We start from the raw sequence: 15332 nt of genomic DNA, 5'->3' as shown, positions 1-15332 counted from the left end.
GCCTGAGTTACACTGCTGCCGGATTTCTGTGCAGGACATTATACGGCATCAAGGAAGGATCACCCGGCTTTTGATGCCCCAAACCGCGGCGTGAGGTCACCACGAAACGCACGAAACGGTCCCCGTGTAGGCTGAGAATGGTCGCGTTTGCAAAAAATCCTGAATCCGATTCCGGATACACTTCGGTCATTTCCTGCAGTCCCTACTCGCGTCTCAGGGCGATCAGCGGATCTACCTGCATGGCCCGCCGCGCAGGAATGATGGCGGCAACAAGCGCCACGGCCCCGAGGATCAGCGGGACGGCCGTGAAGATGGCCGGATCGATGACGGTGGAACCGTAAAGCTGGCTTTCGATGAGGCGCCGGAGTGCGAACGCTGCCGCCAGACCCACGACTTCCCCGGCCCCGGCCAGCAGCATTGCCTGGCCTGTCACCATCCAGAGCACGCGTTCCCCGGGGGCGCCCAAAGCCATGCGAATTCCTATCTCGTGCCTCCGCTGTGCGACGGAGTAGGAGATGACCCCATAAATTCCTACCGCTGCGAGTATGAGCGCGACGGCCGCAAAAATGCTGAGAAGCAACATAGTCAGCCGCCGCGAGGAAATTGAATCAGTCAGGATCTTCTCCATCGTCTGAATCCGCGCTACCGCCAGGTCCTTGTCGACTGAACTGAGCGCCTGCCGCACCGTGTTGCCTAAGCGTGAAGGGTCCGACCTGGTGCGGACCGCCACGGTCACGCGCATCGGGCTCAGCTGCCGGTAGTACAAGAAAAGTTCCGCATCCGGTTCCTGAATCAGGTTGGTATGACGCACGTCGCCGGCAAGACCTACCACCGTAAAAGCCGGCACATTCGGACCGGGTGCCCCCAGCGTGAAGCGTTTTCCAAGCGGATCCTCTCCCGGCCAGAAGCGGCGTGCCAGGGTACGATTGATGATGGCCACGGGCGGGGCGGGCGGATTGTCCCTTTCGCTGAACTGCCTACCCGAAAGCAGGGGTATGGACATTGCCCGGAAGTAGTCCTCACTCATGAACCGCAGCCATACGATCGGGATTTCTCCGGGCCGCGGCACGGCGCGTCCTTCAGGAATGAGCCCGGTCCCGGAGTTGCTGCCCGAGAGAGGCAGCAAATCGACCAGACCGGCAGCCTCAACCTCGGGCGCGCGCGCGAGATTCTGCAGAAACTCCTGATATATGGCAAGGCGTTTGGGCCCGGTCGGATATCTCTCCTGGGGCAAGGTGATGTTGGCGGTAAGCACGCCTCTGGCATCGAATCCCGGATTCACCTGCTGCAGACGGAAGAAGCTGCGCACCAGAAGGCCGGCGGCAATAAGCAGCATCAAGGAGAGTGCGACTTCGAAAACTACCAGGAGCGCACGGATGCGTTTGCTCGACCGGGTCGCAGAGACAGTAGAGGATCCTTCCTTGAGGGCTCCACTGAGCACTCCCCAGGACGACCCCTCCTGCGCCATGGTAAGCGCGGGAACGATTCCAAACATCACTCCCGTAACCAGCGAGAGTGTCAGCGCAAAGGCCAGAGTGGTTGCATCCAGCGCTGCACTTCTCAGTAACGGGTAGCTGCCGGAGCTGGTTTTGACCAGTGTGTTGATCCCCCACAGCGCCAGCAGGATCCCGAGCACGCCTCCGGCCAGCCCCAGGACCACGCTCTCGCTCAGGATTTGCCGGACGATGCGCCTGCGATCCGCCCCCAGAGCCGCCCGGATCGCCATCTCCCTCCGGCGCACATCGGCGCGGGCGAGCAGAATGTTGGCGACATTGGCACAGGCGATGAGAAGTACGAGTCCGACTGCGCCTGCCAAAATCCAGAGGCTCAACCGCACGTCCCGCACCATGAACTCACGCAGCCCCCAGACCCGGGCGCCCCGCGGAATGCCCCCAGGGTATTGCTGATTCAGCCGCGCGGTGATGGTGTCGATGTCGGCCTGCGCGGTCTTCAGCGTCAAGCCGGGCTTCAGTCGCGCATAGGCGCCTACGGACACGCTCAGACCCTGCGGATTCCGCAGGCTCGATGCGGCCAAGGGAACGTAAAGGTCCAGTTCGGTGCCGCCGAATTGGAAACCTCCGGGCAGGACACCCACGATCGTGTAGCTGTTGCCATCCAGCGTGAGCGATTGCCCGACAATGTTGGCATCCGAGCCAAATGCCTGCTGCCAGAGAGGGTGGTTCATTACCGCCACACGTTGTGCTCCCGGCTTGTCCTCCTCCTGGAGGAAACCCCGCCCGTGAAGCAGCGGCACGCCGACCATATGAAAGAAGCCTGCATTTACCTGCAGGCAGTTCAGCCTCCGAGGCTCGCCACGATTGGTCAGATTCAGAGCCACCGACCGATAGGCCGACATCGATTCAAAGGAGCGGCTCTGCTCCCTCCACTCGGCGAAATCAGGATAGGGCACGAAGTGGTACGGGACATTCCGGCTCAGCATCTGACCCCAGATCTGAACCAGCCGGTCCGAGTCCTTGTAGGGGAGGGGACGCAGCAGGACCGCGTTGACCACACTGAAGATGCCGATGTTTGCGCCGATCCCCAGGGCGAGCGCCAGCACTACCACCGCAGTCACACCCGGACTGCGCCGGATCACGCGAAAGGCGTAGCGGATGTTCTGAAACCAGGTGTCCATAGCCCGTTCCTCAGCCACAGGAGACTAAAGACGTCAGCGCCACTTGAAATCAAAGGAGATCGCGGTGCGTACGGCCAGGGATTTGCCGTCTGGCCTTCTTGCCGGCTCGAACTTCCACTGTTTGAGAGCCTCCAGGGCCGCCTGGCTGAAACTCGGGTCAGGCGAGTCCAGGACCTTGGCTTCGGCGATCTGGCCGGTTTCATCGATGATGACCTCGATGACAGCGACACCGCTGATCTTCTTTCTTCTCGCATCTTCCGGATAGACAGGGAAACACTTGTACAGGATTACCGGCGCCGTCAGCCCCTCCATTTTGTCGCCGCTCCCCGCAGTCTGCGGTTCGACAATGACGAAAATGTGAGGAGCCGAATCCCCGTCCACTCCCCCCACAACCGCTCGCCCGTCCACGGCAACATTGACAGTAGAATCAGCCAGCGGCTTCGGTCCCTGCTTAAAAACCACCCTAAACGTGGCGGTCTTATCGCTAAGGCCTACGAGAGTCGCCGATATGGCGAGCCCGGCATTCTCGATTGGGGGCAACTCGGCCGGCCTTCCCAGCGTCAGCGTAGTTAATATCGATTTCTGTGGTTGCCGGCTGGAGTCGAGCCGGAAGGTCGCCCACAGTCTTTCTACAACCTTGTTGAAGGACGAGCTTTTTTCGAGAACGGAATCCTTCTCGTCGCCACTTCCGGAGCCCACGGGAATGACCGATCCCGGCACCAGGAGAGGCACTCCCGTTACCGGCTGCTCCCTGGATGGGAATCCCACAAGAATCGTGAAGCGGGTAACCAACCTATCCGATTCCGGCCGCTCGGATCCCAGGCATGCCCAGCCGCTCAACCACAGGAGAAAGCCAAGGGATAGTCCTTTGAAGGATAGCTTCATCGTTTCCCTCCTGAAGAGTCCGGGGCATCCGGAGGCTGAAAGGTCATGTATAGAGGCGTGCGATCATCAAGCCAGATCAAGATCTCTCCCTTTCCCAAAGAAGAAACCTCTCGGGTTTCAGCCGGCGGCTGAGAAGGGGGAGCCTGCCGCAACACCAGGAACACGGAGACTCCTATCGAGCACATCACTGCCGCGGCCGCCGCCAGAGGGATCCATCGTGGCCGGCTCACCTGCTTCGGCGTTTGCAGGAGGCGGGCGACCTGGGCGGCAGCCTCGAAAGGCTCCTTTTCCAAAGGATGTTCCAGCCAGCTCTTCCATGCCCGGGCGAAACGCTCTTCTAAAGAGTATCGTAAACGGTTTGAACGTGTATACGGGATGTTGCAGAACGGGCAGAAGGCAGCCACGAAACGCACGGTTCGCCATAGCCGCAACAAAAAATCTGAGGGCGGAGGGCGCTAAGATTTTTAGTCATAAATTCGATTCGCTTCTCGCGAGAAAATGATATAAGCATTTCCTAATCTTGCGTGAAGGGGGTGCGCTCATGAAACGCAGGGATTTTATTGCCCAGAGTGTAGCGGCGGCCACAGTGCTGGCAATCCCGACCTCGGCTGCGACAGCCGGTCAGGCGGCCGTGCCCGCCGGAGGCAAACCCGGCCGCTTCAAGCTCAAATACGCGCCGAGCTTCGGCCAGTTCAAGGCCCTCGCCGGCGACGACCTCGTTGCTCAGATCCAGTTCGCCGCGGATCAGGGATTCAGGGCCATGTTCGACAACGGAATCATGAACCGCCCGGTCGATCAGCAGGATCTCATCGCTCGAGAACTGCCGAAGCGCGACATGATCCTGGGCCCCTTCGTTCTCTACGCTGATTTCAGCAAGAAGAGCTTTGTCACTCGCGACAAGGACGTGCGGGAAATGCTCCTGCAAAAAATGAAGCAGGGCATCGAGACGATGAATCGGACCGCCTGCAAACAAGCCCTGGTCGTGCCGGGACGCTACGATGAGAGCCTGGCCTGGGATTACCAGACCGCCAACGTGGTGGAGAACCTCCGGGCATGCATGGATGTCTGCCAGCCTGCCGGCCTCGTTCTTGTCCTCGAGCCCCTCAATCCCAAGAACCATCCCGGTCTGTTCCTGACGAAAATTCCCCAGGCCTACGAGATCTGCAAGGCCGCCAACAGCCCGTCATGCAGGATCATCGACGACCTGTACCACCAGCAGATCACCGAGGGCAACCTCATCCCTAACATCGAGGCAGCGTGGGACGAGATCGCGGCATTCCACATCGGCGACAATCCAGGACGGAACGAGCCGACGACGGGTGAGATCAACTACCGGAACGTCTTCAAATGGATTTATGGGAAAGGCTACCAGGGCGTGCTGTGCATGGAGCACGGCCAGAGCAGACCCGGTAAGGACGGCGAGCAGGCGGTGATCGACGCCTATCGCGCCTGCGACCAATTTTGAAATGACAGGGGAGCCAACTCCCTGTTGCCGACGGGCGATGTAGTCCTTGGAATGCGCAAGCTTGCGCGCGCCCTTCACTCCAGGAAAAAGAGGAGGAAACAATGGATAGCTTCGAAAGTTCGGCAGTGACCCGGCGTGATTTCGTCAAGACGGCTGCTGCGGCTTCGCTCGCGACGGCTATTCCCGGCAACCTGGGGCTCTTCGCCGCAGGGGCGGATACGATCAAGGTGGGAGTCATCGGCTGCGGCGGTCGCGGGACGGGTGCGACCATCGACTGCCTCAACGCTGCGGCCGGCGTCGAAGTCGTTGCGTTGGGCGATCTGGTGCCCGACCGGGTCGAGAGCGCTCTCAAGAGACTCAAAGAAACTTTCCCGGACCGGATCAACGTGCCGGCGAATCGCTGTTTTTCCAGCTTCGACAACTACCTCCAGGTCTGTGCCTGCCCCGATGTAAACCTCATCGTCACCGCCGCGCCCCCCGGCTTCCGGCCCATTCACCTCAAGGCGGCCATCGAGGCCGGCAAGCACGTGTTCATGGAGAAGCCCGTGGCCGTGGACCCCCTCGGCGTGCGCTCGGTCATTGCCTCTTCCGATCTGGCCAAACAAAAAGGGCTGGCCATTGTCGCCGGGACTCAGCGACGCCACCAGAAGCTCTATCGCGAGATGATGAACCGGGTTCACGGTGGGCAGATCGGCGAGATCGTGGCGGCCCAATGCTACTGGAACATGGGCGACCTCTGGGTCAGGAAGCGCGACCCGAACATGACTGAAATGGAGTGGCAGTGCCGCAACTGGCTCTACTTCACTTGGCTTTCGGGCGACCATATCGTCGAGCAGCACGTCCACAACATCGACGTTGTCAATTGGGCCCTCGGCACGATGCCCAGGAATATCATGGGCATGGGTGGCCGCCAGGTTCGTGTCTCTCCTGAATACGGCAACATCTTCGATCACTTCTTCGTCGAGTTCGAGTACCCGAACGGCGTCCGGGTGGCCAGCATGTGCCGGCAGACCAAGGGCTGCGCCGAGCGGGTCGAGGAACGCATTGTCGGCACGAAGGGGGTGGCATTGAGCTCCGGCGAGATCAGGGGCGAGAAGCCCTGGAAGTTCGCAGGCGACGAGCCGAATCCCTACGTCCTGGAGCACGCGGATCTGATCGCCTCGATCCGGAGCGGCCAGGTTCTCAACGAGGGCCGCCAGATTGCCGAGAGCACCATGTGTGCGGTGATTGGCCGGATGAGCGCCTACACGGGCCGCGCGATCTCCTGGGACTGGGCCATGGAGTCGTCCAAGCTCGATCTCTCTCCGCCCAAATACGAGTTCGGACCCAATCCCGTGGACCCTGCGGCCGTCCCAGGGACCACACCGCTGATCTAAGGTAACGGAGGAAATTCTAAGCCTGAAATATACAAGATGCGCGAACTGTCTCGTGCTGCGTACGATCGGATCCCTGCCCGGCGGGCGGGAATCTCAAATGTTCTGCGGTTTCTGCGATCTCAGCGTTGAGTTTTTTGGGATGCGGCTAAGGCGCACTTTGTATTTCGTGGGTTGATTTCTTATGAGCATTTTTCGACCCAGATTTGAACGAGGTTTACGACGGTCTCCACCGATTTTTCCATGCCGTAGACCGAAAGCCATTCTGTGGGCCCGTGAAAATTCGCCCCGCCAGTGAAGATGTTCGGGCACGGCAAGCCTCGTTCCGTGAGCCTCGAACCGTCCGTGCCGCCCCGAATCGGCTTCCATTTCGGATCGAGCCCGGCGCGTTGCGCTGCCTCCCAAAGGCAATCGAGGACCCGTGGGTCGCTGCCCATGTAGTCTTTCATGTTCCGGTACTGTTCGATGATCTTCAGCTCGATCTTCGCCCTCGGATGCAGCCCCTGCACTTCGGCCACGATTTCTTCCAGCTTTTTTTTCAGAATGTCCAGCCCCGGCGTGTGGAAGTCCCTGAGGAGTATTTTTAACGTGGATTTCGCTTCAGCCCCTTCCAGGACGTGCGGGTGGATGTAGGGTTCGTAGCCCTCGGTCATCTCCGGTGCGATGTCCTTCGGGATCCGCACTATGATGTCCCCCATCGCCCTGATAGAGTTGATCATGATCCCCTTGGCGGTCCCGGGGTGGATGTTCCGCCCGTGAACGGTAATGATGGCCTGGTTGGCGCTGAAGGTTTCCTTGTTCAGCTCGCCCGGCGTGTCCCCGTCCAACGTATATGCGAATCGGGCGCCGAATTTCTGAATGTCCAAATACTTCGTGCCTGCCCCGACCTCCTCGTCCGGCGTGAAGCAGATCCGGATGTCCCCGTGCAGCTGAGCGGGATTGGCGAGCAGATTCTGCGCCGCGGTCATGATGATGGCGATGCCCGCCTTGTCGTCCGCGCCCAGCAGGGTGGTTCCGTCGGAAGTGACAATGGTTCTGCCGAGCTCGTCGAGTAATGCCGGATTCTCCGAAATCCGGATGACCACGCCGGGATCGCCGGGCAGGCTGATGTCGCCGCCTCTATATTCGACGACCTGCGGCTTCACGTCCTTCCCGCTGGCCGATGGTGAAGTGTCGACATGAGCGATCAAGCCGATGGCGGGCACGCGGCCGCGCGCCGAATGGCCCGGCGGCAGATTGCCCGGTATGGTGGCCGTGACGTAACCATGTTCGTCGATTGTCACGTTCTTTAATCCCAGCCCGGTTAACTCCGCCACGAGCAGTCTCAAGAGGTCCAACTGTTTTTCCGTGCTCGGGTAGCTTGGTGCATCATCCGCGGACTGGGTGTCAATCCTGGCGTAGCGAAGGAATCTCTCCAATGCGGTCTCGTTCATGGGCCTTCTCCCCGGCGGTAGAATTCGAAGTCAATGAATAAGAATGCCTGCACAGCCGATCCTTGTCCATTTAATGAGCATCGACATCTTTGCGGGCCCAAACCGAAATCGGCAAGCGCACCTCACCCGGCCAGGCTATCCTGATCACGCTCGCCTCCATCGATGCCAGGTGAGCATGCCGCCTCGCGGGCCCACCCCTATTCCGAGGTTGCAGGTTCCCGGGTTACCGCGTCCAGATCTGTTGAAAATCAGCGATGTAATCCCGGATCGCCGTCGAACCTTGAATGAACAGGGCGTTTTCGAAGTTGTTGTCCTCTGCGCTCGCAGACCAGTTGTAGCTGCCCGTGAACAGGAGCGCGGAGTCGATGATCATGTACTTGTTGTGCATGATTCCCGAGAGGAGCCCGGAGGACCTTTTCACTTGGAAGCCCAATTGCTCGAGGCGGCTGATTTCGCTCCCCGGGCCGTTCGCCTGGCTCATATCCGCGATGATGCGTATCTGCACTCCCCTGTCGCGCGCGTTGGTCAGGGCATCGCGAATCTGGTCGGCCGTGAAGGAGTAGATGGCTATGTCGATCGTGGATTCTGCCTTATCGATCTCGGCTATGAGCCGGTTTCTGACACCACCGTTCGGAGAGAACATGACGGCGACGCCTGCGCCGGCAAATCCGGGCTGCCCGACCGACACGGTGCTGAAAACAGAGGAGGTGTGGTAACGGAGTGCAGTCGCCGCGAGACAGCCTGATGTGAGCGCAATCTCAGCTCTCCCAGACGGAGCGCGCTCCCCGAAAATCTGCCACAGGTACGTCGCAACGTGGTTGCCCGGTTTCACGGATATGGGCCGGGTATCGAACACCGTCCCGTCTAATCTCCGCAAGGTGAGCATTCCCTGCGCCGTAGTCGCGCCGGGATTGGCCAGGGCGAAGCCGGTTCTGAAGCCGCCTTCCTCTTCAGCATAGAAATCAACGGTGGAGACCGGCAAGACCGCAGGGACCGAAGCTTCCGAGAACAGGCCCTGGTCATTGAAGAACTGGAACACTGCGGTGCCGTTCAGTTTGACAGATGAGGAGGTCGTAACGCTTGCCCACCCTACAACTGCCGATGCCGGGACGCCGGATGTCGTCACTTTTGCGGATCCCTGCGCCGGTAGGAAGATCGGATGGGAACTCGCGGTTGCGCCGCCGATTGTCAGATCCAGCGGAGCACCCGTATCGGAGTGAAAGGTCAAGGTGGCTATGGTGTCTGTAGTGGTCGCATTCGTGAGCAGGAAGTTCGTCTTGTATCCGCCACCGTCGGCGAATTGCGGAAAGATCATGATCGCGGGGTCTTCGGCGTAATCCGGCACTGCTGCGGTCCGGTTCGAAGTGCCGTCCGAAATGGCCCCTATGGAACCCGCTCCATGGAGTGGCAGCGAGAACAACACGCTTATAGCCAACAGCAGCCTTGCGCTCTTTTCCGAAAGCCCAATCATGGCAGACCTCCACCCCTCCCGGATATGCGGAGCGTTGCACACGGTGCCGTTCCGACTTGGGGAACTCCACTCTTCTAACACAAATCGGGGGGCAGGCGGCGCCAAAATGTGCTGCCGGCGGCCTGGCATCCTGGCCCACAGGAGCAGGCAATCCGCGGCCAGCTCCAATCCGTTGTGATATTCTTAGCCGGACCTGTTCAAACCGCTGATGGACTGCGGCCCGGAAAGGGGGCACGATGGCATCATGTTAAACTGCCGGTGGAAGATCCTCTCCGTCCTTGCGGTCACGCTTGCCATCGTAGTGACTGGCGCTGCCGCGGCCTTCTACGCTGCCTCCGGGCTTGCCTCGGAAGCCGTTTCACTTCGCGTAATGACATTTAACTTGAGGTATGCTGGCTCCAAACCGCCCAACTCATGGTCCGAGCGGTGGCCGGTGATGCGCAATTGCATCCGGCGCCTGGCGCCGGACCTCATCGGCACACAGGAAGGGCTTTATGCCCAGCTGAAGGACCTCGCCGCCGACCTTTCGGACTACGAGTGGATCGGCCTCGGGCGCGAAGGCGGCAGCCGGGGCGAATTCATGGCGGTGTTCTACCGGCGCGATCGCTTTGAGCCGTTGACATATGACCACTTCTGGCTGTCGGACACGCCGGCAGTTATCGGTTCCTCGACCTGGGGCAACACGAACCGCCGCATGGTCACATGGGTGCGCTTCCGCGAGCGGTCCACGGGACGCGAGTTCTACTTCTGGAACACGCATCTCGACAACGACATCGAGCTGGCCCGCCAGAAGGGCGCCGCCCTGATCGTCGAACGCGTCGACCAACTCAGGACCGATCTGCCCGTGCTGCTGACCGGCGACTTCAACTCGGCGGCCGGCAGCAGCAAGCCGTATGAGATCCTCGTGAAGGATGGCGGTTTTGCGGACACGTGGTCGCTCGCTCGTGAGCATGTGAACGAAAAGCTCAACACTTTCAACGGCTTCAAGCCTCCTGTCGAGGGAGGATCGCGCATTGACTGGATCCTGGTGCGTGGAGCCGTGGCGGTGGAAAAGATCGAGATCGTCACCTATTCGGAAAACGGGCAAACCCCGAGCGACCATTTTCCCGTGGTGGCGTGGCTCACCCTGGCGGCAGCAAAATAGCTGACCGGCGAAAAGGAGCGTTCCGCTTTTCCAGCGCTGTCGACCGTTCGAACATCCGGGCTGGGAAATCCCATAGTTCCGCGGATCCACCAGCTCAACATGCCTTGCACTGTCGGATATGGGGGGTAAGATCTGAAGTTGCGCTGGCTTTTGGGATCAGGGTGATCTCAGCCGGGACCCTGAAGTGACTCACGGGACCCGGGGCATCGAACGCTCCGGCATGGGGCTGTGGCAGGATTGGAAGGGAAGGGAAAGGAAAGACATGGAATACGTGCGACTCGGATCAACAGGGTTAAAGGTTTCGCGGCTGTGTCTGGGAGCGATGACCTACGGATCGAGGCGATGGCGCCAATGGGTCTTCAACGAAGAAGAGAGCCGCCCCTTTATCCGACGCGCCTTGGAGCTGGGAATCAACTTCTTCGATACCGCGGACATGTACTCGCTTGGAGCCAGCGAGGAAGTGCTGGGGCGGGCTCTCCGTGATTTTTGCCCGGCGCGGGACAAAGTCGTAATTGCCACCAAGGTTTTTTGGCCGATGGGCGAAGATCCCAACCAGCGCGGCCTGTCCCGGAAGCACATTATGCATGCGATCGACGACAGCTTGAAGCGGTTGGGGACGGACTACGTCGATCTTTATCAGATTCACCGGTTTGACTACGAAACCCCGATCGAGGAGACCCTGCATGTGCTCCACGACATCGTCAAGGCGGGCAAGGCTCGCTATCTTGGGGGATCATCGATGTTCGCGTGGCAATTCGCGAAGATGCTTTACACCGCGGATCGCCTGGGCCTGACGCGCTTCGTGACTATGCAGAATCACTATAACCTGATTTACCGCGAGGAGGAGCGGGAGATGATTCCGTTGTGCCTGGAAGAGCGCATCGGCCTCATACCCTGGAGTCCGCTGGCGCGCGGTTTTCTGGCCGGAAACCGGCGCAAGCACGATTTCGGGGACACTCTACGCGCGAAGACCGACGACTACGGGCAGAAGCTTTACTACCAGGACTCCGATTTTGCCGTGGTCGATCGGGTCACCGTGGTGGCGAGGAAACGCGGAGTTCCCAACATGCACGTTGCTTTGGCGTGGATTCTGCAGCAGCCCGGCATTACCGCACCGATCATCGGGGCAAGCAGGATCAGTCAACTTGACGAGGCGGTTGCAGCCATGAGCCTCAGGCTGGACGACGAGGAGCTCAAGGCACTCGCCGAGCCCTACCGTCCCCACCCGATTCTCGGCCACTGGTAATCTCCAAGCGCAGATGCAGGCGGATCGCCGCAGAGATCAAGCTCGGGTGAAACAGCTCAGACATGCCTTCCGAGATCGGTTGGATTGGAGTCGTCTGGCGCGTCTGCCGTGAACAGCTTCCTTGATCCGGCGATGCTTTGGGATAGAATTTCTATAGAGGCTTGGCAGCGGCGGCGCGCAGCTTGCTCGGGATTGCCCCGCCGGGAGGACAAGCCCGGTTCAAGGGTGTGGGATAGTATGCCGGAACGGCATTACAAAGCGGCGGCATTTACTCAGTCGCCTGGAGGTCACGACTCGTTCTCTGCGCAGGCCGGCAGCGAAGCGCTTGCCTATTCTGCCGGCGATGCCCATCTCTCCTCGGCTCTCATCGAGCAGGCGCGCATCCTTGCCCTGCTGCACGACATCGGCAAAGAGCTCACGTCAATCCTTGATTTCGAGGCACTTCTGCGAGCCGTCGGCGAGCGTGTGAAGCGGCTCGTGGATTACGACCTCTTCAGCGTCATGCTCTTGAACCCCGAGACGCGGCGGCTCGAACACGCTCTTTCCCTGTGCTACGACGAAAGGATTCAATTACGAGCTACGTTGGCCCTGGGTGAGGGACTCTGCGGCACCGCTGCCCTCGAACGGCAGCCGATCCGCGTAGACCGGGTGGAGTTCGACCCACGGTACATCCGGTGCGAGGGGAGCCCGTTGGTGGAGTCGGAGCTGGTCATTCCTTTGATCGTGAAAGACCGCCTGCTCGGCGTCCTGGATCTCGAGAGCATCGAGCCGTGCGCATTCACCGAAGATCACGAACAGATGCTCGCCACCCTGGCCTCCACCGTGGCTATCGCCCTCGAGAATGCCCGCCTGTACGATCAATTGCGCCGGGCCGAGCAGCGCAGGACGGAAGACCTGGAGCGGGCGCGCGAGGTCCAGCAACTGCTTCTGCCAAAGGAGATGCCCCGGCTGCATGGAATTGATATCGCCGTGCTCTATCTCCCTGCACAGGAATTGGGCGGCGACTTTTATGATCTTCTGCCCTACGGAGAGGGGCGCCTGGCCATCGCAGTGGGCGATGTTGCCGGCAAGGGGCCGGCGGCCGCCCTGCTTGCGTCCTTGGGCGTTGGCATCCTGCGCGAACATGCCGTCCACTCACCTTCTCTCCCGGCCGAGATGCTGGCCGATCTGAACGGACATCTCCAGATGCCCGGCAGCAACGGTCAGTTTATTGCAATGGCATTCGGTGTCTACGATGGGGTTCGGCGCGAGCTGTGCCTGGCCAACGCAGGGTTCCCTCAGCCGTTTCTGGTGCGCGACAATCGCGTGGAGACGGTTGATGTCGCCGGAGTGCCGCTCGGCCTCCTCCCCGACTCCACCTACGAGTCGGTGTGCCTGCGTCTGCAACCCGGCGACTTTGTGGTCTTTTGCTCCGACGGCATCCACGAACAAACCAACGCGCTCGACGAGGAATTCGGCCTCAGGCGGCTGATCGCACAGCTGGGCGAGGCGTGCGCGTCCTTCACCGCGGAGCGAATCGCGGGAGACATCGTGAAAGCCATCGAGGTTCACGCCGGAAAGGACGGCCCCCGCAGCCAGCCTCGCGATGATCGTACCATCGTAGTGCTTAGAATTGGCGCCGGACCACGATAAAATCCGCAGCCATTTGCAGTGTCAGGTGCCGATGACGACTGCAATTCCGACCATCGCGATTTCGGCGCCGCCCCGGCCTTGATTCAGCCCTTTGCCTGCTCCAGACTGGTTTTCGGAGCATCGCCCCACGGGGGAAGCAGCTTTACGAGGATCGTGAGCACCAGCAGCGGCAGAACCAGCAACGCCAGGGTCATGAGAAGACCTTCGATCCCGCCGATTTCCATCTTGTAGGTCGTCAAGCCCCGGAAGCTCTTGGAAAACATCTGTCCGCCGATCACTACATTCCACCGCGTAGCGAAGATGCCCAGCTGAATCAGGATCACGGAAAGGAAATACAAGAGTTTTCTGAGCTCGGCATCGAACTTGAAAAGCTTGATGCAAACCATGATCCCGAGCGGCAGGAGCATCCCAAGAAGCACCTGGATGATGGCCAGGCTGACGAAGAGCTTGTTCATTACCAGCTCGCTCAGGATCCGGATGGACTCCTCGCTCTCGTAGAGCCGGTGGATAAAGTCGAGACATTCCAACGAAAAATCGACGATCACCGAGTAAAACAGGAAAGAGGACATTCGGTCCAGGCACTGCATGTCGATTTTTTCTCCCCTCAGGGGGAGGATGATCATGTAAAGCAAGATCACCAGCGCGATGCCCGAAACGATGGCGGAGAACAAAAAAACGATCGGCATCAGCACGCTGCTCCACCAGGGATTCGCCTTGATCGAACCGAAGATGAATCCGACATAGCCGTGGAGCAGGAAGGCCGAAGGGATGCCTATGATGGTGATCGCCTTCATCAGCTTGCGGTCGAACTCGAGCGCCCGCGGGCTCAGATCGCTGGAGAACAAGGCCATGATTCTATGGATCCAGCGCATCGGAAAGGTTTCATGCTGCGCCCATTCGATGAGATCCTTGCGATAGGCGAACCAGATCTCCAGCACCAGCACCACCATCAGGTACCACGCGTAAACAAATCCGAACATGGCCATGGCGGAGCTGAAGTTGGGATTCAGGAAGATCTCGTAGGCCCGCTCCGGGTGCCCCAGATGCAGAAGCAAAGGGAGCGGCGCAATCAGAAGAAATGCCAGTGCCGTCAGGAGCGCAAGGCGGTAGACCGCCTGTACTTCTTTCACGTTGAATACTTTGACGAGCGAAGCGAGGATGAACGCCCCGGCCACCAACCCGGTCAGGTACGGGTAAATCACAATCAATATGGACCAGTGGACTTCGACCTCGTTCGGATAGATAAATCCGGTCACCTGCTTCAAGAGTTCGTACAAGGTGTCGATAGCCGCTTGATTCATCTTACTTCTCCATCCAGGTTTGCGTAGAAAACTTTCGGCTCAGTGTTCAGCGACGGCTTCAGGCGCTGAAGCTTATTCATGCGCTTGAAGCGCGTGAGCGGGCTGGCTTTGATTTTCAGATCGCCGAATACTCTTGCCTGGGTCGGACAAACCTCCACGCACGCCGGAGACAGGTCTTTGGTGATTCGGTGATAACAGAAGGTGCACTTGTCGGCCGTTTTCCGGACAGGGTGCAGATACCTGGCGCCGTACGGGCATGCCTGGATGCAGTACCGGCAGCCCAGGCAGCGATCATTGTCCACCAGAATGACACCTTCCGTCGTCTTGAAGGTCGCGGCCACCGGACATACCTGCACACAAGGAGGGCTATCGCATTGATTGCAGAGCTTCGGGACGAAGAAGCTGCGCACCACATCAACGTCGGGTCCCGGCTGACTGCTCGTTACGAGCCTCTCATCTAAATTCTGAACGATCGCCTCGTTATTTGACTTGATGAAGTATCTTTCCACCCACGTCCTGAAGAAAAAAGGCTCCTTGGGAACTTCGTTTTCTTCTTTGCAGGCCTGCACACACCTGCCGCAACCGATGCATTTGTCGGTCTGGATTCCCATTCCGTAGTAGTGATCGGCCGGATTGTATTTTGCGTCTTCTGCCACGGCCACTCTGAAGAGCGCTGCCCCTCCCAATGGGACCAAGAGGAAGGAGATGAGCTTCTCGGCGAATGTTCTTCGATCCATGTCGTTTCTG

The 15332-nt window shown here is 59.6% G+C and carries 12 protein-coding genes; 5 read left to right on the top strand and 7 right to left on the bottom strand.

Features of this window, described 5'->3' with window-relative positions; all coding sequences use genetic code 11:
* Positions 1-202: 202 nt before the first annotated feature.
* From LAP85_13600 to LAP85_13590, 3 genes are read right to left on the bottom strand one after another with little or no spacing between them, the layout of a single operon-like run.
* A complete protein-coding gene (locus LAP85_13600; protein ID MBZ5497431.1) occupies positions 203-2635 on the bottom strand; it encodes an ABC transporter permease in 2433 nt (810 codons plus the stop codon).
* Between the two features lie 33 nt (positions 2636-2668).
* Positions 2669-3520: an energy transducer TonB gene (locus LAP85_13595; GenBank protein ID MBZ5497430.1), complete on the bottom strand. Its 852-nt coding sequence runs from the start codon at positions 3518-3520 to the stop codon at positions 2669-2671.
* A complete protein-coding gene (locus LAP85_13590; protein MBZ5497429.1) occupies positions 3517-3813 on the bottom strand; it encodes a hypothetical protein in 297 nt (98 codons plus the stop codon). Before LAP85_13590 ends, LAP85_13595 begins: the two co-directional genes overlap by 4 nt.
* 248 nt (positions 3814-4061) lie before the next feature.
* On the opposite strand from LAP85_13590, the gene LAP85_13585 reads away from it, so the two are divergent.
* Together LAP85_13585 and LAP85_13580 are read left to right on the top strand one after the other, a co-directional pair.
* Positions 4062-4985, top strand: coding sequence for a TIM barrel protein (locus tag LAP85_13585; GenBank protein MBZ5497428.1), 924 nt, complete (start codon positions 4062-4064; stop codon positions 4983-4985).
* Positions 4986-5086: 101 nt separating this feature from the next.
* Entirely contained in the window at positions 5087-6361 is a 1275-nt protein-coding gene (locus tag LAP85_13580; GenBank protein MBZ5497427.1) for a Gfo/Idh/MocA family oxidoreductase, read from the top strand.
* A 179-nt stretch (positions 6362-6540) separates the two neighbouring features.
* Here LAP85_13580 and pepT read toward each other — a convergent pair whose 3' ends face one another.
* Positions 6541-7791: a peptidase T gene (pepT, locus tag LAP85_13575; protein ID MBZ5497426.1), complete on the bottom strand. Its 1251-nt coding sequence runs from the start codon at positions 7789-7791 to the stop codon at positions 6541-6543.
* Between the two features lie 223 nt (positions 7792-8014).
* Positions 8015-9262, bottom strand: coding sequence for a hypothetical protein (locus tag LAP85_13570; protein MBZ5497425.1), 1248 nt, complete (start codon positions 9260-9262; stop codon positions 8015-8017).
* A gap of 244 nt (positions 9263-9506) precedes the next feature.
* On the opposite strand from LAP85_13570, the gene LAP85_13565 reads away from it, so the two are divergent.
* The 3 genes from LAP85_13565 to LAP85_13555 all read left to right on the top strand — a co-directional run bounded on the left by LAP85_13565 (position 9507) and on the right by LAP85_13555 (position 13284).
* On the top strand, positions 9507-10406 hold the full coding sequence (locus LAP85_13565) for an endonuclease/exonuclease/phosphatase family protein (protein ID MBZ5497424.1): 900 nt from the start codon (positions 9507-9509) through the stop codon (positions 10404-10406).
* Positions 10407-10668: 262 nt separating this feature from the next.
* Positions 10669-11652: an aldo/keto reductase gene (locus LAP85_13560; protein ID MBZ5497423.1), complete on the top strand. Its 984-nt coding sequence runs from the start codon at positions 10669-10671 to the stop codon at positions 11650-11652.
* Between the two features lie 237 nt (positions 11653-11889).
* The gene (locus LAP85_13555; GenBank protein ID MBZ5497422.1) at positions 11890-13284 is read left to right on the top strand and encodes a SpoIIE family protein phosphatase; all 1395 of its coding nucleotides are present in this window, start codon (positions 11890-11892) and stop codon (positions 13282-13284) included.
* An 83-nt stretch (positions 13285-13367) separates the two neighbouring features.
* On the opposite strand, the gene nrfD is transcribed toward LAP85_13555, so the two are convergent.
* Both nrfD and LAP85_13545 read right to left on the bottom strand, forming a co-directional pair.
* Positions 13368-14585 (bottom strand): polysulfide reductase NrfD, encoded by a 1218-nt coding sequence (gene nrfD, locus LAP85_13550; protein ID MBZ5497421.1) that lies wholly within the window; start codon positions 14583-14585, stop codon positions 13368-13370.
* A complete protein-coding gene (locus LAP85_13545; protein MBZ5497420.1) occupies positions 14582-15322 on the bottom strand; it encodes a 4Fe-4S dicluster domain-containing protein in 741 nt (246 codons plus the stop codon). The genes nrfD and LAP85_13545 overlap by 4 nt, the downstream gene beginning before the upstream one ends.
* Positions 15323-15332 lie beyond the last annotated feature (10 nt).

The sequence above is a fragment of the Terriglobia bacterium genome (assembly GCA_020072565.1).
GTDB lineage: Bacteria > Acidobacteriota > UBA6911 > UBA6911 > UBA6911 > JAFNAG01.
The sequence above is the reverse complement of the archived record's forward strand: the minus strand, read 5'-3'. Positions and strand labels throughout refer to the sequence as shown.